This is a genomic window from Nocardia amamiensis NBRC 102102 (genome assembly GCF_001612745.1).
Lineage (GTDB): Bacteria > Actinomycetota > Actinomycetes > Mycobacteriales > Mycobacteriaceae > Nocardia > Nocardia amamiensis.
The window spans coordinates 1-23,964 of record NZ_BDBA01000077.1; the positions used below are offsets into that span (position 1 = coordinate 1).

Genomic DNA, 23,964 nt, shown 5'->3' on the forward strand with positions numbered 1-23,964 from the left:
CGCGCACCGGCGGCGGGACACCGGACTGGTCGCCGCTGCCGGTGCAGTACGCCGACTTCGCCCTCTGGCAGCACGCCGCCATCGGATCCGACAGCGATCCGTCTTCACGCGCGGCGAAGCAGGTGTCGTATTGGCGCGACCAGCTGGCCCAGCTGTCCGGGCCGCTGCGGCTACCGACGGACCGTCCACGCCCCGCCACGCCATCGACCCGCGGTGCGTCGACCGCCGTCACCATCCCAGCTCCGATCCACGACCAGCTGACCAGGATCGCGCGTGAGCACAACGCGACGTTGTTCATGGTGGTCCACGCCGCCCTCGCGGCGCTGCTCGGGCGGCTGTCCGGTGGCACGGACATCGTGATCGGCACCCCCATAGCCGGTCGCGGCGAACGAGCACTCGACGATCTGGTCGGGATGTTCGTCAATACACTCGCCCTGCGCGTCGAGGTCGATCCCGCGGCAACCTTCCACGACCTGGTCGACCGCTCCAGGGAAACGGCGCTGTCGGCATTCGGCAACGCCGACATTCCCTTCGAACGAGTCGTCGAGGAAGCCGGTCTCCCGCGCAGCGCGGCGGCCGATTCGCTCATCCGTGTGATGTTGTCGTTCCAGGACCTCGAGCAGCCCACGCTGGAACTTCCGGACCTGACGGTCGCCGCACTGGACACCGGCGAGATCACCGCCAAATTCGACCTGCAGGTGATCATCGAACCGCGACTGGCCGCCGACAACTCACCCGGTGAGATGATCGTCGTATTCGCCTACGCCACCGACCTTTTCGACGAATCGACGGTACGCTCCTTCGTGTCGCGGTTCGAGCGCATCCTCGACGCCGTGGCGGCCGAACCGTCGACAGCGGTGTGGGACATCGACATCCTCGACGCGGAAGAGGCCCGGCGGCTGGTCGCCGCGGGTTCGGCCACCCCGGCGCACGGCAACGAGCCGGACACCATCGCGCTGCTGCCGGATCTGCTGACCGCCGCGGTGGAGGAGAACCCGGACGGTATCGCGGTGCTCTTCGCCGACGAGTCCGAAGCACTGGGCGAACTGGAGTACGCCGAACTCGACGAGCAGTCCACCAGGTTGGCGCGGTCGCTGATCGAACGCGGTATCGGGCCCGAGGACCTGGTAGCGGTGGGCATTCCCCGATCGCTGGAGTCGGTGCTCGCGGTGTGGGCCATCGCGAAGACCGGCGCGGCTTTCGTGCCGGTCGACCCGCACTATCCCCGCGATCGAGTCGCACAGATGGTGTCGGATTCGCGAGCGGTGCTCGGTCTGACCGTCGGTGCGGTGCGCGCCGACCTCCCTGATGACGTCGAGTGGCTGGTCATCGACACCGCCGAGTTCGCGCACGCACTCGACCGGCACCCCACCGACCCGATCAGCGACCGGGATCGGACCCGACCGCTGCGTCCGGACCACCCGGCCTACGTCATCTACACCTCCGGTTCCACCGGTGTGCCCAAGGGCGTGGTGGTGACCCACGCCGGCCTGCCGAGTTTCTGCGCCGAGCAGCGCGAGCGCTATCGCGTCACGAGTAGCTCGCGCACACTGCATTTCGCGTCACCGTCGTTCGACGCGTCGGTGCTGGAGTTGCTGCTGGCCGTAGGCGGCGCGGCGACCATGGTCGTGGTCGCGCCGACCGTCTACGGCGGGGCGGACCTGACCGCGCTGCTGCGGCGCGAGCGGGTGACCCACGCGTTCATCACTCCCGCGGCGCTGGCCTCGATGGACCCGGCCGGGCTCGACCGGCTCCGAGTGGTGATCGCCGGTGGCGAGGCATGCCCGCCGGAGCTGCTGCGGCGCTGGATACAGCCGATCGCAGGCAGGCGGACCCGGGAGTTCTACAACGGCTACGGGCCCACCGAGACCACGATCATGACCAATATCAGCGATCCGCTGTCTCCTGAGGGGCCCGTGACGATCGGCGGGCCGATCCGGGGCATGCGCGCGCTGGTGCTGGACGGCAGGTTGCGCCCGGTGCCCGAAGGCGTCACGGGCGAACTGTATCTCGGTGGCGGCCAGCTCGCGCGCGGCTACCACAACCGTCGCGCACTCAGCGCCGCCCGCTTCGTCGCCGACCCCTATGGTCCGCCCGGTGCACGGCTCTACCGCACCGGGGATATCGTGCGCCCGCAGCGGATCGGCGAGCAGACCGTCATACATTATGTCGGCCGCAACGATTTCCAGGTCAAGGTGCGCGGCTTCCGGATCGAGCCCGGGGAGATCGACGCGGAGCTATCCGGCCACCCGGACATCGACTTCTCGGTCACGGTAGGTCGTGAATCCGATTCCGGTGCAACGATACTCGTGTCCTATGTGTCGCCGGCGCCGGACGTGTCCATCGACACCGAGGCGCTGGTGGACGAACTCGCTCGCACGCTGCCCGCCCACATGGTGCCGACGGCCGTCGTCGTCCTCGACGAGATCCCGCTGACCCCGGTCGGCAAACTGGACCGGCGCGCTCTGCCGGAGCCGCAACTGGCCACCGCCCCGTTCCGGCCGCCGTCGGGACGTCTCGAACAGGCCGTCGCGGACGTGTTCACCGAACTGCTGGGTACGACCCGTCCGCTCGGCGCGGATGACGATTTCTTCCGCCTCGGCGGGAACTCGCTGATCGCCTCGCAGGCCGCGGCGCGGCTCGGGACCGTCCTGGACGCTCGAGTGCCGGTTCGGTTGCTGTTCGAAGCCTCGACCGTCGCCCTGCTCGCCGCCCGCCTGGCCGATTACGAGGGCTCCGGCCGCGGCGGGCTGCTGACCGCGCGTCAGCGGCCCGAGCGCATCCCGCTGTCGGCCGCCCAGCAGCGGATGTGGTTCCTCAACCAGTTCGACACCGGATCGGCGGCCTACAACGTGCCGATGGCGGTGCGGCTCACCGGAGATCTCGATGTGGCCGCACTGCGCGCCGCCATCGCCGACGTGGTGAACCGGCACGAGATCCTGCGCACGGTCTATCCGCAAACTGCGCAGGGGCCGGTGCAAGTGATCCTTCCACCGGAACAGGCCGTGCCCGGGTTCGAGGTGCGGACGGTGGCGCCGGAGGATGTCGAATCCACTGTCATGGCGGCGATTTCGACCACCTTCGACGTTACTGCCGAGGTTCCCCTCCAGGTGGCGCTGTTCGGTGTCGCGGGGGCGGATGGCGCCGAGCCCGTCGAGCATGTGCTCGCCATGGTGGTGCACCACATCAGCGCCGACGGGTCCTCACTGGTGCCGCTGAGCCGGGACCTGATGGTCGCCTACGCCGCGCGCACGGCGGGCACTGCGCCGGACTGGGCGCCGCTGCCCGTGCAGTACGCCGACTACAGCATCTGGCAGCACGAAGTCCTCGGTTCGGAGAACGACGCGGATTCTCGCGCCGCCCAGCAGATCGCCTACTGGCGCCGGACCCTGGCCGGGCTGCCCGAACAGCTGGACCTGCCCAGCGACCGGCCGCGTCCGGCCGTGCAGTCGTTCGCCGGCGGCAAGGTAGAGGTCCGCGTCGGCGCCGCGACCCATCAGGCCCTCGTCGACCTGGCCCACGACCATGGCGCGACCCTGTTCATGGTGGTGCACACCGCCTTCGCGGTACTGCTGGCCCGGCTCGCGCGGACCGACGACATCGCCATCGGCACCCCGATCGCGGGCCGAGGCGAAGCCGTACTGGACGACCTCATCGGCATGTTCGTCAACACCCTGGTCTTCCGCACCCGGATCGACGCCGGTGAGCCGTTCACCGAACTCCTGCTCCGGCAACGGGATGCCGACATCGAGGCGTTCGCCAACGCCGACGTGCCGTTCGAGCGGCTGGTCGAGGTGCTCGATCCGGTCCGCTCCACCGCCCGCCATCCGCTGTTCCAAGTGGGCTTCTCGTTCCAGAATCTGGCGGAGGCCACCTTGGAGCTGCCCGGCCTGACGGTGGCGGGGCTGGAACTGAACACGGGCTTGTCGCAATTCGACCTGCACCTGATCGTTGCCGACAGCTACGCCGAATCCGGCGCGGCGGCCGGTATCAACGGTTTCCTGACCTACGCCGCCGACCTCTTCGACGCCTCGACAGCGGACACCATCGTCGCGCGACTGTCGCGAATACTGGAGACCGTAGCGCGAGCCCCCAAGACCGCGGTCGGAGAGATGGCGATCCTGAGCGAGGCCGAGCGCGCGGACATCCTGGTGCGGCGCAACGCCGCGCAACGGCCTGCCGAGCGGCCTGCGACGCTGGCATCGCTGCTCGACGCCACCGTGGCGAACTCGCCGGATGCCGTCGCCGTGGTCGCCGACGCACCCGATGGCGCCACCGAACTGACCTACGGTGAGCTGGACGCGCGGGCCAATCGGCTTGCGCGGCACCTCATCTCGCTGGGAGTCGGTCCGGAGTCGCGGGTGGTGCTGGCATTGCCGCGTTCGGTGGATCTGCTCGTCGCCATGTACGCCACGGCCAAGGCAGGTGGCGCCTACGTGCCGGTGGACCCGGAGCAGCCCGCCGAGCGCACCCGTTACATCCTGGCGGCGGTCGACCCGGTCTGTGTACTGGCCGGAACCGGATTCGACACCGAGATCGCGCCGGTAGTGCGCGTGCCCGAACTGGATCTCGCGGGCCTCGATCCGATGCCGATCTCCGATGCGGACCGGATCGTCCCGCTGCGGCCCGATCACACGGCGTACGTGATCTTCACCTCGGGCTCCACCGGCCTGCCGAAGGGCGTCGCGGTGGCGCATGAGGCGATCGTCAACCAATTGCGCTGGAAGAATGTCGAATTCGCGCTGGACGCCGCCGACGCGATTCTGCTGAAGACCGCGGCGACGTTCGATTTGTCGGTCTGGGAATTCTGGTCGGCGGCGGTGTGCGGCGGACGATTGATCATCGCCGCACCCGACGGCCACCGGGACCCGGCCTACCTCACCGAGCTGATGGCCCGGGAATGGGTGACCACCCTGCATGTCGTGCCGTCGATGCTCGAGGCGCTGCTCACCGCGGGGCTGCCCGACTCGCTGTGGCGCGTGCTGGCCATCGGTGAGGCGCTTCCCGCCGCGCTCGCGCAACGCTTCCAGCGCGAACATCCGCGTACCGAACTGTTCAACCTCTACGGCCCGACCGAGGCGGCGGTCTCGGTCACCAGCCATCGGGTCACCGAGGGCGACGGCGTGACCGTGCCCATCGGCGTTCCCGAGTGGAACAACCGGGTGTACGTGCTCGATGATCGACTACAACCGGTTCCCGACGGTGTCGTGGGTGAGATTTATCTGGCCGGTGCGCAACTGGCGCGCGGGTACTTCGGACACGCGACGCTGACCGCGGAGCGGTTCATCGCCGATCCGTTCGGCGCGGGCGAGCGCATGTACCGCACCGGTGACCTGGCCGTGTGGAATGGCGCGGGTGAACTGGAATACCGCGGCCGCGGCGACTTCCAGCTCAAGATCCGTGGCTTTCGCGTCGAACCCGGCGAAATCGAGGCCACGCTGCTGACCCTGCCCGAGATCGCGCAGACAGTGGTGACCACGGGAACCGACGCGCACACCGGTGACCGCTTGGTCGCCTATCTGGTGCCCTCGGGCGACACCGCCGATCTCGATGTGGTGAAGTCGGCCCTCGGTGCCGTGCTGCCGTCGTACCTGGTGCCGTCCGCGTTCGTCGTGCTCGACGCGCTGCCGTTGACCGTCAACGGCAAACTCGACCGCGCCGCGCTACCCGAACCGGAGTTCGCGGCCGCGGTGTACCGGGCGCCGTCGACCCCGATCGAGGAGATCGTCGCAGGCATCTATGCCGACCTGCTCGGCGCCGGTCAGGTGGGCGCCGAGGACGACTTCTTCGCGCTCGGCGGCAATTCGCTGCTGGCCACTCAGGTCGCGGCCCGCCTCGGGGCCGCACTCGAAACGACGGTCGCGGTGCGCACCCTGTTCGAAGCGCCCACCGTGGCCGGGCTGGCCATGCTGGCCGAACAGCGCGCGGGCGCCGGCGGCCGCCGCGCGCCGGTGGCGGTTCCACGACCGGAACAGATCCCGCTGTCGCCGGCCCAGCAACGGATGTGGTTGCTCAACCAGTTCGACACCACCTCCGCGGTCGACAACATCCCGGTCGCGGTCCAGCTGACCGGCCCCCTCGATGTCACCGCCCTCCAGCAGGCCGTCGTCGACCTCGTGGCCAGGCACGAGACACTGCGCACCCGCTACCCGCAGACATCGGCAGGCCCGGTGCAACAGGTGCTCGACCCATCCGATGTCCCGATCGATCTCCTGCCCAAGCGGATCGGCGCCGACCAGGTCGGCCGAGAGATCCGCGATGTCGTCACGAAAGGCTTCGACGTCACCGTCGACGTCCCGTTCCGCACCGTGCTGTTGCGGCTGTCCGACACCGACCACGTGCTGGTCTTCGTCGCCCACCACATCAGTGCCGACGGGTGGTCGATGGGACCGTTGACCCGTGACGTGATGCGCGCCTACGCCGCCCACACGGCCGGAGTCTCGCCCGACTGGTCGCCGCTGGCGCTGCAATACGCCGATTACACCTTGTGGCAACACAGTGTGCTCGGCGTGGAGGACGACCCGCGCAGTCTCATCGCGCAGCAGATCGAATACTGGCGCTCGACGCTCGCGGGACTCCCCGACGAGTTGCCGCTGCCCACCGACCGCATCCGGCCCGCGGTGCAATCGTTCTCCGGTGGACGCGTCGGTTTCACGATCGACGCCGACCTGTACCGGGAGCTGCGGGCATTGGCCCGGGCACAGAACGCGACGCTGTTCATGGTCGTGCACGCGGCGTTCGCGGTGCTGCTGGCGCGCCTGTCCGCTAACGACGACATCGCGATCGGCACCCCGGTGGCCGGCCGTGGCGAGCCGGAATTCGACGACATGATCGGCATGTTCGTCAACACACTCGTGCTGCGCACGCAGGTGCCGGGCGGGCTGACCTTCGAGGAATTGCTCGCACAGACCAGGAGCACGGATCTGCAGGCGTTCGCCCATGCGGACCTGCCCTTCGAACGTCTCGTGGAACTGCTCAACCCGCAACGCTCCACGGCGCGGCATCCGCTGTTCCAGGTGTCGCTGACCTTCGACAACCTGCCCGAGAAGCGTCTCGAACTGCCCGGATTGGCGGTGCAGGCGGTCGATTTCGAAGCGGGTACCGCGAAATTCGATCTGTCGCTGGCCATCCGGGAGAACAGCGTGGCGCTGGAATCCGGTCACGACGTCGGCCTGTACGCGGAGTTCTCCTTCGCCACCGACCTCTTCGATGACGCGACCGTGCGAGGATTCGCGGATCGATTCGGTCGAATTCTGGCGGCGGTGGCCGCGGATCCGACCGTTGCGGTCGGGGACATCGATCTCCTCAACGAGTCCGAGCGCGCCATTGTTCTCGGTGAACCGACATCGAGCAACGTTTCGGCCGCTGCGGCGACGCTGCCGGGGTTGATCGGTGAGCAGGCGCGGTTGCGGCCTGATGCGGTGGCTGTGCGGTTCGGGGATGCGACGCTGAGTTTCGATGCGTTGTGTCGTCGTGCGAACCAGGTGGCGCGTGGGTTGATCGCGGTCGGGGCGGGGCCGGAATCGCTTGTCGCGGTGGCGGTGTCGCGGACCGAAGAGCTGCCGGTCGCGTTGCTGGGTGTGCTGATGGCGGGTGCGGCGTACCTGCCGCTCGATCTGAGCTACCCGAGCCAGCGGGTGGCGGGGGTGCTGGCGGACGCGGCGCCGGTGTGTGTGCTGACCACCGGCGAGGAACGCGCGGCCTTGCCGGACAGCGAGCTGCCGGTGGTGGTGTTGGAGCAGACAGTGGAGTTCGCTGATGATCCGGTGACTGATGCGGAGCGGGTGGCGCCGTTGCGGCCGGAGAATCTGGCGTATGTGATCTATACGTCCGGTTCTACTGGGGTGCCGAAGGGTGTGGGGGTGACGCATCGGAATGTGGTGGAGTTGTTCGCCAACACTGAGCCGTTGTTCGGGTTCGGCGAGCGTGATGTGTGGACGGTGTTTCATTCGTTCGCGTTCGATTTCTCGGTGTGGGAGTTGTGGTGCGCGCTGGCGAGTGGTGGCAGTGTGGTGATGGTCGATTACGCGACTTCGCGTTCCCCGGAACTGTTCCGGGAGTTGCTGGTTCGGGAGCGGGTGACGGTGTTGAACCAAACCCCGTCGGCGTTCAGTCAGTTGATCGAGGCCGACCGGGAGGCCTCGGCCGGTGAGTTGGCGTTGCGGTATGTGATTTTCGGGGGTGAGGCGCTGGATCTGCGGCAGTTGTCGCGTTGGTATGAGCGGTATCCGGTGGATGCGCCGCGGTTGGTGAACATGTATGGCATCACCGAGACCACGGTGCACGTGTCGTTCCTGTCCCTCGATGAACACGTGGTGGATAGTGCTATGAGTCTGATCGGCCGGGCACTGCCCGGGCTTGATGCTCGTGTGCTGGATGTCCGTTTGCGTCCGGCACCGTTCGGCACTCCCGGCGAGATCTATGTCGCAGGCAGCCAAGTGTCTCGCGGGTATGTGGGGCGGGCCGGTTTGACCGCCACGCGGTTTGTGGCCGATCCGTTCGGTGCGCCGGGGTCGCGGATGTATCGGTCGGGGGACATCGCGCGGTGGACCCGCTGCGGTGGTGAGCCGGGGCTGGCCTATGGCGGGCGGGGTGATCAGCAGGTGCAGGTGCGGGGTTTCCGGATCGAACTCGGTGAAATCGAGGCGGCGTTGCTGCGGTGCCCGGGTGTGAGTCAGGCCGTTGCGCTGGTCCGCACCGACCCGGTGCTGGGGGAGCAGTTGGTCGGATACGTCGTGCCCGAGTCCGGGGCGGATGTGGACCCGGCCGAATTGCGGATCAAGGTCGCCGAATTTCTGACCGGCTATATGGTGCCTGCGGCGATCGTTGTGATCGACACCCTGCCGTTGACGGTGAACGGGAAGCTCGACCGTGCTGCGCTGCCCGCACCGGAATTCCGGGCGCGCGTCTATCGTGCGCCCGCCACCCCGGTGGAGGCGGCGGTCGCCGAGGCCTTCGCGGAGGTACTCGGCGTCGACCGGTTCGGGATGGACGACAACTTCTTCGAACACGGTGGCAACTCGCTGATCGCGGCGAAGCTCGCCGCCCTGCTGTCGAGCGCGGTGGGTACGAAGGTCCCGGTGATGCGGGTGTTCACCGCGCCCACGCCGGGTGAGTTGGTGGCGGATCTGGCGCGCCGTGCGAGCGGGCAGGTGGAAACCGAGGCGGCGTTCGACATGTTGTTGCCGCTGCGGCCCGGGGGTTCGGCGGCACCGCTGTTCTGTGTGCATCCGGTGTCGGGGATTTCCTGGTCGTATGCCGGGTTGGCCGCCTACCTCGACCCGGACCGGCCGCTCTACGGTTTGCAAACCCCGGTGCTGGCCGCCGAGGCGGTGATGCCGGAGTCGATCCAGGACTGGGCGGCGCGCTACGTCGAACAGATCCGCTCGGTACAACCGGAGGGTCCGTACCACCTGCTGGGTTGGTCCTTCGGCGGGGTGATCGCCCACGAAGTGGCGGTGCAACTGCAACGCGAAGGCGACACCGTCGCGCTACTCGCGGTCATGGACAGCTATATGGCCGATCCGCCCGGAACGGTGGTCACCGACGCCGGTCAGGTGCCTGCGGCCGAGTTGATCGGCGGGCTGCTCGGTGCAGCGGCCGGGGATCTGGGCAACGTCGCGGAATTGGATTGGGCGGCACTGCCGCAGATGTTCACCGAGTTGCCCGAACCGTTCGCCTCCTTCGGCGCCGACCGGGTCACCCGGATCCTGGACGCGGCAGTGCACTCCGTGGCCCTGCGCACCGCCTACCGGCCCTCGCAATACCAGGGTGATGTCGTGTACTTCACCGCCGCCTTGGATGACCCCACCGGGCATGTGGGGGCCGCGCTCTGGGGTGAGATCGTCGACGGCACGGTCCATAACCACGCCGTATCGACGACGCATTGGCAGATGACCACCACCGCTGGACTCGCCCAGATCGCCGAGGTCCTGACCACGATATGGCGAGAAGGCATGACCAACCGAGAGTGACCTCCGGCGTCGTCGCGAGATCACCCGGTCAGCCGTTGGAGCGGCTGGCCGGGTGATTCGCGCACACAGCACAGGAAAACTGTCACGCGGGAAAGCTCGTTTCTGTGGCACGCCCTCGGTGCATACGGGACAGCGCCGAGTTGTGCGGCCACACGTTCCCGATCGCTCATCGACTCGGAGCGTGAATTGCGTTTTAGGTACAGCCTTGCATGCTTCCGGTCTGCCCGCTGATGCCTGCCTGGCGGGCTGGGCGGAGGCCCGCCAGCAGGCACCCGGTTACTGGGCAGGCACGATCGGAGTGGCCCCGCCCGGACCCGGCGCGGGCGGAACCAGCGCACCAGCAGGCGTATTCGTGCTGGGTGCCGACCGCGGGGGCGGGGGAGCCAGCATCTGCAGTGGCAGCGGTGTCTGCGGCACCGCGGGCCCGCCGCGCCCCTTCGGGGCATCGCCGCACGCGGGATCTGTTGCCGCGCTGGATGCTTCGCTGCACGCCGAGGGCGGATCGGCCGCAACGATGGGTGCGGCGGATGCGGTCGCCGCAGCGACGATCAGCGAAACCGATGTCCCGGCCGGCGCGATCCAACGCCGCCATCCCGACACCCGGATCACAGCCATATCGGGTCACCGTAGACCGCGACCGAATTGTCGGCTGTGGCGGTGGATATGGACACGATCGCGAACGAGCGCAGGCTCACCGCGCCTGCGCACGCATCGATCTTGATCTGCACCTGATCGACGGAGATCGAACCATGCGGCCCGGCGAGCGTTTTCGTGCCGAATGTGAGGGTGCTGATGGTGCCGGGCTTGATGGTTGTCGACATATTCGGCAGGGCCAGCGCGCTGCCGCCGACGGCGAGACCGGGCGAGGGAGCGACGGTCACCATCGCGTTCGGGCCGATCGCCGCGGAGATTCCGACGGTGAGTCCGTTGGACACATCGGCCTGGCAGCCGATCTGATATCCCAGCTGCAACGTCCCGGAATTCACCGCCTCCCCGCCTGCACCACCGATATCGGCTGCCGCCGACAACGTGACGAACCCTTCGCGGGTGAATGGCGTCGCGGCCAGGTTGGGTACGCGTTGCACGTCTTCAGCGGTCTTGCTGATCTGCAACTCCCAGCCGTCCTCGGTGGTGACGACGCGAGATTTGTCCGCCACTTGATCAGCGGACGCGGTGGGGGCGGTCATGCCGAACGCCGTGGTAGCGGCGATGCCGAGCATCGCGATGGTCGAGCCCTTCAAGGGAATCCTTAGTCCTAGTAACAGTCAGACGCCATAGTACGGCTTCGGTCTCGCGCTCCAGCACCGAGCGAGCGCCCCCATTACTGGGCAGTCACTCTTCGAATGCCGAGTGTTCTCGCTCGCGCCGTTTTCTCGGAAGACACACTGACACAGGAGATCACGATGACGGAAAGTGGTTCGAAAACTCTCGGTCCGGGTGCGGCATTGCCCCGGCACGGTGCACGATTGTGCGGCGGGGACCAGTGCCTCGCGACCGCCGACGGGCCGCCGTAGTGGCCGTGGACCGGCCCTGTCCGGCCCACACGCGGCCGTTTACGCATCGGGTAAGCGCCTCGAAACCCGTCCGGCCAGTATTGCCAGTGACAGACGACAATCGTGTGGCGCAATGTAATCGGCCGGATTGCCCGCCGTTGCTGCTGCACGGAAAGGGCTTGCCGTGCCGACGATACTGCAACTCGCGACTCATCTGTTTCTGCAAACGCTCGTCATTCTGGTGACGTACCAGCTCATCTGGCCGATATTCCGCAGGCTTGCGCAGTTGGAGGTCGTGGCGGTGATGGTCGCCGGTTTTCTGTCGGGGCTCTCGGTGCTCGGCCTGATCCGGCTGGGCGTTCAGCGGTGGCTGGTTCCGGCCGTGTTCGGCCCAACGGGCGAGGAACCCGAACCCGTACACCGCGCCACACCGGCGGTCGATGTCCCGTGAACGGCAAGGCGATCCTGGCGGTGCTGCTGTACGCCGCTCTGGTGGTGGCGATGACGTGGCTTTTCATCGCCGGGTGGGCTCATGGCGGCTATCTGTGAATTCATCCGGCCCGTTCGATGCGTTTCCAGAGTCGCAGTGCGCTTCGGCTCGGATCGACGCCGAGTTCGCGACGAATCGTTTCCAGATAGCGGGCGAGTTGTGACCGTGCGGCCACTACGTTGCCTTGCAGCAGACTGACCTCGGCGATCGCTGTGGACGCCGCCTCCGAGTAGGGATCCCGCTCCAGGACCGACAGAGCGATCGGGAGTGCTTTGTGGGGCAGGCCGCGAATCAGGTAGAGGCGCAGCAGGCGGCTCTCCGAATACCGGTGTGCGACCTCATGTTCGCTGCGACAGGAGTTGAATGCGTCGTCGAAGGTGTTCTCCGGCAAAAAGGTTCGGTCGTAGTAGTCCAGCAGCGCCTCGTACGACGCTATCGCTGCCTCGAGGTCGCCGTCCGTCTCGGCGGCTTTTCCGGCAGCGAAGAGTCGTTCGACCTCGACGACGTCGGTCCACCAGCAGCCGGCGAAGTCGAACCAGTACTGGCCCTTGCCATCGGAGCGGATGAAGGTGGACGGCTGCCGGGCGGCCAAACCGGGCTCGAGCAGATGCCGTAGGTAATGCAGCGTCACATGCAGCCGATTCGGGTTGCTGCGCGAGCGACGGCCAGGCCAGAGCAGCTCGGTCAGCTGCGGCGACTCGATGCGGACACCCTCGTTGAGCAGGAACCATTTCAGCAGCGTGCGGGCGCTCGTGCGCCCCAGCTCAGCCGCATCGTCGATCGGATCGCCGTCGCGGGAGATCTGGAACGGCCCGAAAAAGCGCGCCGTGAAGTGGTGTGTCGCGGCGGTCGACGGGTCTGGAATCTCGTTCCGCGCGCGTGCATGCCGTTCCGGCATTGTGGGCCTCCCCTCCCAGGGCTGAGCCGCATCGAGCAACAGGGGGCGTCGTTGTCCCGGTAGCCGGCCCCGCCCCGATGCGTCGTGCCGATGGTTCCGGGGCCGAAACCGAGCTGTGTGGTCGGTTATGAAGGCTCATCCCGGACACCGTCATCTTGGGCCGAGTCTAGTGAATACCCAGGAACTTTCGTGATCCTTTCGTGCGACGTAAGCGCACCGGAAGTGGCCGCCTAATAGTGCTCGAGCGAGGAGAATCATGGCATCCAGCGCCAATTTATTGGCGCAGAGGATAATCGGCCGAGTAGCTCAACGGGCACCGCTGTGGCGCTCAGTCGCGTGATCAGCCACCAGGAATTCGCGACGCGCTGGGGCAGCACGGGCTCGGCCTACGCGACCTGGACCCGTCGCACGGCGCCGTCGAGCAAGCTCGCCTGCTGGTCGTCGACCACGAACTGCTGCGCGGATGGATGAGGCGACGTTCACGAGAGTGCTGCGGCCCAAGCTGGTCGGCCACAGATACGCGCTGAGAGCTCCGGCGTGGCGTGCAACCTCAACGAGTTCCGTCGCGGCATAGCCTGGTTCGGCGAAGGCGACGACGGCACCGAGCTCGGCTCGAGCGGATGCCGCAGATAGTGCGTGTCACGTGGAGTCGATGCGGATTGCTGCGTGTTCTGCGGACGAGCGACAGTGTCGTGGGTCAGCCGCCTTATCGAACACTCGGCTACTTACATGACCCTTTCGAGCGACGTAAGGGCTGCGAAAGTGGCTGCCGGGAGAGTGCTTCTGCGAGGAGGCATCCATGACCAAATCCGTACGACATCGACTCTCTGGATTGTCGGGCGACCAGCGGGCGGCGCTCGTGGAGTCGCTGCGCGCCCGCAAGGCAACAGAACAGACCGAGTCAGGGCACTACGACGTGGTCGTTCTCGGCGGTGGTGTCGCCGGCCTGACGCTCGCGCTTCAGCTTCGACAGCAGCAGCCCGGTATTCGGGTGGTTGTCGTCGAAAGGCTCACTCATCCAGTCCCCGAGGCCACGCACAAGGTGGGGGAGTCCACCGTCGAAATCGCCGCGCACTATCTGCGCGACGTACTCGGATTGCAGGACCACCTCGAGGCACGGCAGATCCGCAAGTTCGGATTGCGGATGTTTTTCAGCAACCACGACAACTCCGATATCACTCGTCGAGTTGAGTTGGGCAGCTCGGTGTTCGTGCCACTGAGCAGCTATCAGCTCGACCGTGGTCGTTTGGAGAACGAACTCGGGGTGCGCTGCTGCGAAGCCGGGGTCGAGTTCCTCGCGGGCTTCAAGGTGGTCGAGGTGGAATTGCGGCCCGATGACATGGTGCACCGGATCCGGATCGCAGGTCCCGACGGGGAGCGTAGCCTGCGCGCGCGGTGGGTGGTCGACGCCTCCGGCCGCGGCCAACTGCTGCAGCGTCACCACCGTGCTCTGCGTAGGCCGGTCGGGCACACAGCGAACGCGGCGTGGTTCCGTATTGCGCACCCGATCGACGTCGACGCGTGGACCGACGATCGCGAATGGGCCGAACGGATAGCCGAAGGTGACCGCGCCATGTCGACGAATCACCTGATGGGCGACGGTTACTGGGTCTGGCTCATCCGGCTGGCGTCGGGCTCTACCAGCGTCGGGATCGTTGCCGAGACCGAGGCACATTCGTTCGGTTCCTTCAACACCCTAGACAAGGCGCGGGAGTGGTTGCGCCGGCGCGAACCGCAATGTGCGGCAGTCGTGGATGAGCATGCGGACGCTATCCAGGACTTCCGGGTGATGCGCGACTATTCCTATGGATGTGAGCAGATGTTCTCGGGGGAGCAGCGCTGGTGTCTCACGGGTGAGGCAGGTGTGTTCCTGGACCCGCTCTACTCGCCGGGCCTGGATCTGATCTCTATCGGAAACGGGCTGGTGGTGGACCTGATCACCCGTTCACTGGCCGGCGAGGACGTCACCGCCCTGGGCGCGATGCATGACAGTCTGTTCCGTAACGTTGCCGGCATTTGGCTGGCGATCTACGAAAAGCAGTACCGGCTCATGGGCAACGCGCGTGTGATGTCGTCGAAAGTCATCTGGGACACCGCGTTCTACTGGGGCGTCTTCGGTCTGCTTTTCTTCAACGACAAGTTCCGCAGTGCGGCGGCGGTCCCGTCGGTTGCCGCGGACCTGGGGCGGCTGACCCAGATCAGCAACCGGGTCCAGCAGTTCTTTCGTGAGTGGGCCTCGATCGACAACTCCGAGCTGCCAGCGCAGTTCATCGACCTTTACGCGCCGCTGAATTTCATGGTCGAGCTGCACGCCGGCATGGCGGACGAGCTGACCGATGCTGAGTTCGAAAAGCGGTTCAGCGAGAACACGCGCCTGTTCGCTCAGCTCGCCGGTCAGGTTGTCAGCACGGTCATCGCCACCTACGCCGAGCGGACCCACGACGACGATGTCGTCGCCTGTATCCAGGGCTGGCAGCGCGACCCGATCATCGCCGGTCTGCTGGCTACCTATCGCAGTGAGCGGCACCGCAATCCGACGAGCCCGGACTGGATCACTGTCCCACGGCCCGATGCCGGACAGTCAACACCTGCTGCGCGAGCGGCAACCGCGTTCTGAGCGCCAAATCCTCACGGAGGCAAAATGTTCAACCAAGCAAGCGAGTCGGTCGATGTGGCTGTCATCGGCGGCGGCATTGCCGGACTCACCCTGGCCCTGCAGTTGAAGCAGACCATGCCCGAGCTCGCGGTCACCGTGATCGAACGGCAGGCGCATCCAGTTGCCGAGGCGGCCCACAAGGTCGGTGAGTCCAGCGTCGAGATGCAGGCTCACTACCTGCGCGATGTGCTCGGTCTGAAAGACCATCTGGAGAAAGAGCAACTGCGTAAGTTCGGGCTGCGGATGTTCTTCCCCCACGATGGGAATCACGACATCGCCCGCCGCGTGGAGTTCGGGCAAATCGAAGAGGCGCCCCTGCCCACCTACCAGCTCGATCGCGGTCGCCTGGAGAACCACCTGGGCGTCCGCATCGCCGCCGAAGGAGTGCGATTCCTCGACCGTCAGCGTGTCATCCGCGTCGATCTGCGAGGCGGTGACGAGCAGCACCTGATCGAGGTGAGCGACGGTAACGAGCATCGATCCATTCAGGCGCGGTGGGTGGTGGACGCGTCCGGGCGCGCGGGCCTGCTCAAACGTAAGCTCGGCCTTGCCAAACCGATTTCGCACCGGGCGAACTCGTCGTGGTTCCGGGTAGCGCTTCCGGTCGACATCGGCTCCTGGTCCAGCGACGAGAACTGGCGAGCGCGCACGGATGTCGAACGGGGCCCTTACGGCCGCCGCGGTGGCGCCCGGCGCTTGTCGACGAATCATTTGATGGGCCATGGGTATTGGGTATGGCTGATCCCGCTGGCATCGGGATCGACCAGCATCGGCATCGTCGCGGACGCCGACATTCATCCGCACGACGGATTCAACACGCTCGACCGCGCCCTGGAATGGCTCGGCAGCCATGAACCGCAGTGCGCAGCGGCCGTCGAAGGTCATCGCGACGAGATTCAGGACTTCCGGATCATGCGTGACTACGCCTATGGCTGTAGGCAGGTGTACTCCGAGGACCGTTGGTGTCTCACCGGTGAGGCCGGGGTCTCGATCGATCCGCTGTACTCCTCCGGCGGCGACCTCATGGGGATCAGCAACGGGCTGATCGTGGATCTGATCGAACGCGACCGCGCCGGCGAAGACATCCGGGAGAAGGTCGTCGCGCACAATCAGGTTTACCTGGTGCTCAGCGAGATCTGGCTGGTCGCCTACCAGCAACAGTTCCAGCTGATGGGTAACCCCCAGGTGATGGTGGCAAAAGTCATCTGGGACACCATCATGTACTGGTCAGTGCCCGGCCTGCTGTTCTTCCATGCAAAGTTTCCGCGCCTGGGCGACAGCCCCCGATCGATGGCCAATCTGCTTCGCGCCTGGAAGATCCACACCCGCGTGCAGCAATTCGCGCGCGAGTGGCATGCGGTGGACGACCGACCGGCCGAGGGCGTCTTCGCAGAGCCGTACACCTTGTTGCCGTTCATCGTCGAGCTGCACGAGGGGATGGCCGCCGAGCTGCCGGACGACCAACTGGACGAGCAATTCGCCAAGAATGTCGCGCTACTCGAGCAGGTCGCCGGACAACTGGTGACCACCGTCATCGATCGACTGCGGGAGACACCGGAACTCTCGGCCGAGCCGCAGATCGAAGCCTGGCTCGCAGATCCATTGCTGACCGATTTGCAGTCGAAGTACCAGCAGTTGCACGAGACCAACTCGATCACCAGTGCGTGGGTCACATTGGGTCGGCAAAGCCCCTCGATGGCCTGAACCGGGACGTAGAACATGAACCCAGCAATCCGATCGGCCGCCGCAGTCGAAGGCGGACTTGCCCGGACACAGGACCACCGATGGCCGGGCCGACCATGACCGAACAGGGCCTACGGGCACGACTTGCCCACCTGCCACCCGAACAACGGGCCCGACTCGCCGAACGCCTGCGCCAAGTACGGACGCGGGCCGCAACGGAGCAGAAGTGGTTCGTCCGGCACGGGAGCACGGATCCGGCATTGCGACTGTTCTGCTTCTCCTACGCCGGCGGAGGCACCACTCTCTTCCGTAGCTGGAGCGACCATCTGCCCGAACAAGTCGAAGTGTGTGCGATCCAGCTGCCGGGCCGGGAGTCCCGGTCGAGCGAGCCACCCTATCGGCGGCTGGTCTCGCTCGTAGCCGACTTGGACGCGGCCATCACCCCACTGCTCGACCGGCCGTTCGCGCTGTTCGGACACAGTATGGGTGCACTCGTCGCGTTCGAACTGGCCCGACAGTTGCGACGGACCGGTGCGCGGCAACCAGAACGGTTGTTCCTGGCCGCATTCCGAGCGCCGCAGCTGCCGAACCCCAATATTCGGATCTATCACCTGCCCGACGAGGTGCTCAAAACGGTGCTGGCAAAGGAGGGCACGCCGCAGAGCGTGCTGGACAACGAAGAGATCATGCGTGCTCTCCTGCCGACACTTCGCGCCGATGTCGAACTGTGCGACACCTACGAGTACACCTTCGAAGCTCCGCTGCCGGTGCCGATGTCGGTCTTCGGCGGCCAGCAGGACGTGCGAGTCGGGCGCTCGGATCTCGAGCAGTGGAAAGTGCAGGCGGGCGACGAGTTCGGCCTCACGATGCTGCCGGGTCCGCATTTCTTTATCCAGGGCAGTCAGGACCTGCTGCTCGCGCAGCTCACCAACGAACTGCGGTCCACGATGAACCACGGAGGCGGTATACCGGCATGAGCGATCGACAGCACGACAACCTCCCCCGCGAACCCATAGCGATCGTCGGAATCGGATGCCATTTCCCCGGCGGAGCCGTTACCCCGGATGCCTACTGGGACATGCTCTGCGCAGGCGTGGACGCCACCCGCGAGCTCCCGCGGGATCGCTGGGAGGTCGGCAAATTCTATGATCCCGACCCTGCCAAGCTCGGCAAGATGAGCACCTTCCGCGGTGGCTTCCTCGAGCGGGTCGACCAATTCGACGCCCACTTCTTCGGTATCTCACCGCGCGAGGCGATATGGCTCGACCCGCAGCAGCGCCTGCTGCTGCGTGCGGTCTGGGAGGCGCTGGAAGATGCCGGCCAGGACGCGGACCGACTCGCAGGCAGCGACGTCGGCGTGTTCGTCGGCGGTTTCACTTTGGATTACAAGCTGCTGCAGAACTACGGGGTGCACAGCCGCTACGAACTTCAGGCGCACTCGGCCACCGGCATGATGATGACGATGCTGGCCAATCGGTTGTCACACGCGTTCGACTTCCGCGGCCCCAGCCTCACCGTCGACACTGCATGCTCCGGCTCGCTGGTAGCCCTGCACCTTGCGACGCAAGCGATCTGGAACGGTGAATGCACCCATGCCGTCGTCGGTGGCGTCAACGTGATGCTGGCCCCGAATATGACGATTGCCGAATCCAAAGGTGGGTTCTTGAGCCCCGATGGCCGGTGCAAGACGTTCGACGCCTCCGCGAACGGCTACGCGCGAGGCGAAGGCGCGGGCGTGGTCCTGTTGAAGCCGCTCGCCCAGGCACGGGCCGATCGCGACTCGATCTACGCGCTGATCCGCGGGACTGCCGTCACTCAGGACGGTCACACCAACGGCATCACTGTCCCGAACGGTGACTCGCAAGAGGCTGCCATGCGCGCGGCCTACGCGCGGGCCGGAGTTTCCCCCCACGAAGTGCAGTATGTGGAGGCGCACGGGACGGGCACCTCGCTCGGAGATCCGATCGAGGCCACCGCGATCGGTCGAGTCCTGTCGACGAACCGGCGCGCCGACGACCCCGTCCTCATGGGGTCGGTCAAGACCAATATCGGGCACCTCGAAGCCGCGGCCGGTGTAGCCGGCCTGATCAAAGCCGCACTGTCTCTCAAACACGGGCGCATTCCAGCGAACCTGCATCTGAAGGAGCCCAACCCCGCTATACCGTTCGACGAATTCGGGTTGCGCGTGCCTACGCAGTTGACCGAATGGCCACAGACCGATGGCCCTAGATACGCGGGAGTGAACTCGTTCGGCTTCGGCGGAACCAACGCTCATGCTGTGCTCGAGGGCCCGCCTCCGGAGAACTCGATCCCGGCGCACGGCGATGATCAGCGCCGCGTCGTCGTGTTGTCTGCCCGCACGGCCGATGCTTTGCACGAGTTGGCCGAGTCGATGTGCGCGTTCCTGGACGATACCGACCGCAACCTGGCCGATATCGCGTATTCGTGCAATCTCCGCCGCACTCATCACGATCATCGTCTTGCCGTGGTCGCGCGAAATGCCGATGAGGCCCGAACACGGCTGAGCGCCTACCTCGGCGACGCGAAGTCCGTCGGCGTAGTCGCGGGTCGCGCGCAGCTTCGGACCAGGCCCAAACTCGCTTTCGTGTTCTCCGGGATGGGTCCGCAGTGGTGGGGTATGGGGCGGCAGTTGTTCGACACCGAGCCGGTATTCCGTGCGGCCGTCGAAGCATGCGCCACAGAACTGCAGAAACACACCGGTTGGTCGCTTATGGATGAGCTCCTCGCCGACGAGGACCGGTCCCGCATGGCAGAGACCGAAGTGGCGCAACCGGCCAACTTCGCTTTGCAAGTCGGCCTTGCCGAACTCTGGCGCTCCTGGGGAATCGAACCCGACGCGATCATCGGGCACAGTGCAGGGGAGGTCGCTGCGCAATATGTGGCAGGGGTGCTGAGCCTGGAGGACGCGACCAAGGTCATCTACTACCGCAGCACTCTGCAACAGCGCACCTCGGGCAGTGGCCGCTTGCTGGCCGTCGGTATGACACCCGAAACCCTCAAGCAGGCGGTTGCCGACGCGGGACCGAAGGTGTCGGTAGCGGCGATCAACAGCCCGAGCGCGGTGACGCTCTCAGGTGACGCCGAAGTCCTCGAGAGCATGGCCGCACAGTTGGAGACCTTCGGCGTCTTCCACCGCTTCCTGCCAGTCGAAGTCCCGTTCCACAGCCATTACATGGATCCGCTGCGCGCGGACCTGGAGGCCGGCTTGGCGGGACTGCGCCCCTGCCGCGCCCAGCTGCCGCTCTACTCGACGGTCACCGGCAGCCGCATCGATGGAAGTGGAGCCGACGGCCGCTACTGGTGGCAGAACGTGCGGGCCACAGTCCTGTTCTCGGCCGCGTTCAGTGAGATGGTCGATGACGGGTACACCCACTTCCTCGAACTCGCACCCCACCCGGTCCTGGCAAGCTCGATGCGGGAGTTGCTCACCCGGCCTGAGGACGAAGGCTTGGTGGTCCCGTCGCTGCGACGCGATGAACCCGACGACGAGATTCTATTGCGGACGCTGGGCTCCCTGCACAGCCACGGTCAACCCGTGAAATGGGAGGCCTTCCATTCGGCCGACACACACTTGGTCAAGCTGCCGAACTATCCGTGGCAGCTCGAGACCTACTGGAACGAGTCGGCCGAGGCCCGCGAGGACCGCCACTACCAACAGGTACACCCGCTGCTCGGGCAGCGGATGAACGCCGCGCATCCCACCTGGGAAGTGGAACTCGATACCGGTCATCTGACGTATCTGGCCGATCACCGCATCCAGGAGAATGTCCTGCTTCCGGGCGCGGCGCTGATCGAGATGGCGCTAGCCGCCGCTCATCAGGTGTATGGCCAGGATGGCTACAGTGTCGACAAGCTGCAGCTGCACAAGGCGCTGGTGCTGGCACCCGTATCTGATGCGCGGTTGCGCACGACGCTGTATGCGGAGCAGGCGCGGGTCGAGATCGCCAGTTTTCTGGCGCTGCCCAGCGGCGAACGGCAGTGGACGATCCATGCGACCGCCCAACTTGGCGCGAGCGTCACAGCCTCCGAGCCGCATGATCTCGCGGCCATCAGCACTGGGTGCGGGAACCACGTTTCCCAGGACGAGTTCTACACACGGACACGCGGCATGGGATTTCAGTACGGGCCCGCGTTCCAGGCGGTACGCGATATCGCCACTGGTGACCGGGTAGCGATCGGCAACGTCGCGATTCCCGACGAGATCTGCGCCGGCGTCGGGGACTACCTGTTCCATCCGTCGCTGATCGATGCCGCCTTCCAGGTTCTGCTGATCGCGGCCACGCCGCCCGACTCCGATCGTGAGCGCGCGACACCGTACCTTCCGGTTCAGATCGACCGCATCCGTGTGCTGGCACCGCCCACGGACGACATGGTCGTCGTTGCGCGAGTGGTGCGGGCTGATCGATCACTGATCGTCAGTGATATCGCGCTGTGTGACCGCACCGGACGGGTTCTTGTCGAGATCCAAGGGTTCAGAGCGCAGTCCCTCGCCGCAGCCGCGAGCCTCTCCCCGGAGCGTATCGACCGTGGTCTCTACGAGCTGAAATGGCAGGAGGAACCCTCCGCGATCACGGTGGCAGATGACCCTGCGGCGGTCGAGGCCACGCCGCTCGACGCGACCGACACCGCCGACGCCTGGGTGATCTTCACCGACGCAACAGGTGTTGGTGCCCAAGCGGCGGCCATTGTGCGAGCCGGCGGGCGCCGTGTCTTCTGCGTGACACACGCCGACGTCAGTGAGCCCGTCGGAAGCCGCGACGAGTACACGATCGACTCGACCAACCCGGCCCACTATTCGCAGTTGATGCGAACCCTGCGTGAGCACGAGATCGGCAAAGTGGTGCATCTGTGGAGTCTCGATATCGACTTCGACGACACTGGAACAGCCGAGTACCTGCAGGCTTCTCAAGAGACGGGCGTCTACTCGGTCATGCGTCTGATGCAGGCAATGTCGGCTGAGCTGTCTCAGGTACCGAAGGTGTGGCTGGTCACCCGCGGGGCACAATCGGTCGGTGCAGACCATGATCGACCGAATATTGCGCAGGCCCCGCTGTGGGGGCTGGGTCGCGTCATCGGGCACCACGAATTCGCGACCTTCTGGGGTGGTCTGTGCGACCTCGACCCGCTGCACAGCGACGCGGAGCAAGCCCGCCTGTTGGTCGGATTGATCACCAGGCCCGACGTCGAGGATCAAGTCGCGCTGCGGGGGAGTGGATGTTACGTCGCCCGTCTCGCCGAGAGCGCCGATCTGACGCCGCCGTTCCCGGCTCGCATGCGTGACGCTGGTAGTTATCTGGTCACCGGTGGCCTGGGCTCGCTGGGCCTGCTGGTCGCGCGATTCCTGATCGAGCGCGGAGCGCGCGACGTTGTTTTGATGGGCCGTACCCCGGTCCCGGCTCGACAATCCTGGAACGAGTTGCCCGGTGACCACCCCCAGAGGTGCCTCGTCGACGAGCTCCGAGAGCTCGAATCCCTAGGCGCCAGAATTCATCTCGCCGCGGTGGACGTGACGGATGCCGACCGGCTGCAACAGTGGCTCACCGCGCACAGCAGGGAGGGTCTGCCCCCGATCGCCGGTGTCATACACACCGCTGGTGTCGTGGCCGACGAGCTGCTCGTGCGGATGGACCAGGAAACCTTCACGAAGGTCCTGCGGCCCAAGCTGATGGGCGGTTGGGCGTTGCATCGCCTCTTGCGGAATACGGCCCTGGACTTCTTCATTCTGTTCTCGTCCACCGGGTCGGTCATCGCGTCTCCGGGCCAAGGCAACTACGCGGCCGGCAACGCATTCCTCGACGCACTGGCGTTCTACCGGCGCGGGCTCGGTTTACCCGCCCTCAGCATCGGGTGGGGGCCGTGGTCGGTAGGCATGGTCGAACAGCTCGACCTCGAACAGATGTATGCCCGCCGCGGTATCGAACTCATCACCCCCGAGGCAGGCATGCAGATTCTGGGCCGCGTCCTGCATCAACGTCCAGCCCACGTAGTAGCGATCACCGTCGACTGGGCGACAGCACGTGAGACGTCGTTGGCGGGCCAGATGCCGCCGATGTTTTCCCAACTCGCGGTCCGCGGCGCGGGGGATGAGCTCGAGGTCAGTGGTGCTGATTCCCAGTCGCTGCTGGCCGCGCTGCGGCAAGCCCGCGAAGACGAGCGCGCTGTCGTGCTGGGCGAGTACCTGCGCGAGGTGGTCGCGCGGGTGCTCGGCTTGGAAGCCGAGCAGGTCGGCACCGGGGAAACGCTCAGCAGCCTCGGGCTGGACTCGATGATGGCGATCGAGATGAAACACCGCATCGAGGTCGTCCTGCAGATCGACGTTTCAGTCCTCGACCTGCTTCAAGGCGCCACGATCTCCACGCTCGCGGAAGGGCTGGTCACGCGCCTCGATCTCGGGGGATCCAAACCTGATGTCGGCGCGGATGATTCGGCGCCCACCGAGACGAGCGACAGCGGTGATCAGCTCGATGAATTGGAGCAGCTACTCGCCGGAGCCTCCCCCGACGAACTCGAAGGGCTGCTGCGGGAGCTCGGGGGCAACCAGTCTGCCGCCGACCATCACGGCCGAGACGGTGTCACGGTGCCCTAGTCGGCGAACCGCTCCCAGATTTTCCCAGGAGGTTGCCCGCCAGGTCCGGATGGTTTCGCTCATCTCGTCGGCGGAGTCGGACGGTACGAAGTGACCGGGCGCCGTGAACCACGACCGGTGGGGTTCAGACTTTCTGTTCCAGGCGCTCGCGGGCATTTATTGC

General features: G+C 66.2%; 7 protein-coding genes and 1 pseudogene. 6 read left to right on the top strand and 2 right to left on the bottom strand.

The window, feature by feature from the left end; genetic code table 11:
* Positions 1-41: 41 nt before the first annotated feature.
* Positions 42-9,974, top strand: a pseudogene (locus NA4_RS15950) (non-ribosomal peptide synthetase); the annotation flags it as partial.
* A gap of 605 nt (positions 9,975-10,579) precedes the next feature.
* Here NA4_RS15950 and NA4_RS15960 read toward each other — a convergent pair.
* On the bottom strand, positions 10,580-11,215 hold the full coding sequence (locus NA4_RS15960) for an MspA family porin (RefSeq protein WP_245671403.1): 636 nt from the start codon (positions 11,213-11,215) through the stop codon (positions 10,580-10,582).
* A 436-nt stretch (positions 11,216-11,651) separates the two neighbouring features.
* Here NA4_RS15960 and NA4_RS15965 point away from each other — a divergent pair, with 436 nt between their 5' ends.
* Entirely contained in the window at positions 11,652-11,918 is a 267-nt protein-coding gene (locus NA4_RS15965) for a hypothetical protein (protein ID WP_067470424.1), read from the top strand.
* Positions 11,919-12,018: 100 nt separating this feature from the next.
* Here the strand turns inward: NA4_RS15965 and NA4_RS15970 are convergent, their stop codons facing one another.
* Positions 12,019-12,855, bottom strand: a complete 837-nt coding sequence (locus NA4_RS15970) for an AfsR/SARP family transcriptional regulator (protein ID WP_084497130.1) — start codon at positions 12,853-12,855, stop codon at positions 12,019-12,021.
* Between the two features lie 799 nt (positions 12,856-13,654).
* Between NA4_RS15970 and NA4_RS15975 the strand changes: the two genes are divergently transcribed.
* The 4 genes from NA4_RS15975 to NA4_RS15990 all read left to right on the top strand — a co-directional run bounded on the left by NA4_RS15975 (position 13,655) and on the right by NA4_RS15990 (position 23,801).
* A complete protein-coding gene (locus tag NA4_RS15975) occupies positions 13,655-15,472 on the top strand; it encodes an NAD(P)/FAD-dependent oxidoreductase (protein WP_067470425.1) in 1,818 nt (605 codons plus the stop codon).
* 24 nt (positions 15,473-15,496) lie between these two features.
* A complete protein-coding gene (locus tag NA4_RS15980) occupies positions 15,497-17,215 on the top strand; it encodes an NAD(P)/FAD-dependent oxidoreductase (protein ID WP_218022306.1) in 1,719 nt (572 codons plus the stop codon).
* A gap of 80 nt (positions 17,216-17,295) precedes the next feature.
* Positions 17,296-18,171, top strand: coding sequence for a thioesterase II family protein (locus tag NA4_RS15985; RefSeq protein WP_157129049.1), 876 nt, complete (start codon positions 17,296-17,298; stop codon positions 18,169-18,171).
* Positions 18,168-23,801 (top strand): type I polyketide synthase, encoded by a 5,634-nt coding sequence (locus tag NA4_RS15990; RefSeq protein ID WP_067470427.1) that lies wholly within the window; start codon positions 18,168-18,170, stop codon positions 23,799-23,801. The genes NA4_RS15985 and NA4_RS15990 overlap by 4 nt, the downstream gene beginning before the upstream one ends.
* The last annotated feature ends 163 nt before the right edge of the window (positions 23,802-23,964 follow it).

What these genes read in the sequence shown, in the direction of transcription:
- NA4_RS15975 (WP_067470425.1), top strand. Translation starts at nt 13,655, where the DNA reads ATGACCAAATCCGTACGACATCGACTCTCTGGATTGTCGGGCGACCAG.
- NA4_RS15985 (WP_157129049.1), top strand. Translation starts at nt 17,296, where the DNA reads ATGGCCGGGCCGACCATGACCGAACAGGGCCTACGGGCACGACTTGCC.
- NA4_RS15970 (WP_084497130.1), bottom strand. Translation starts at nt 12,855, where the DNA reads ATGCCGGAACGGCATGCACGCGCGCGGAACGAGATTCCAGACCCGTCG.
- NA4_RS15990 (WP_067470427.1), top strand. Translation starts at nt 18,168, where the DNA reads ATGAGCGATCGACAGCACGACAACCTCCCCCGCGAACCCATAGCGATC.
- NA4_RS15980 (WP_218022306.1), top strand. Translation starts at nt 15,497, where the DNA reads ATGTTCAACCAAGCAAGCGAGTCGGTCGATGTGGCTGTCATCGGCGGC.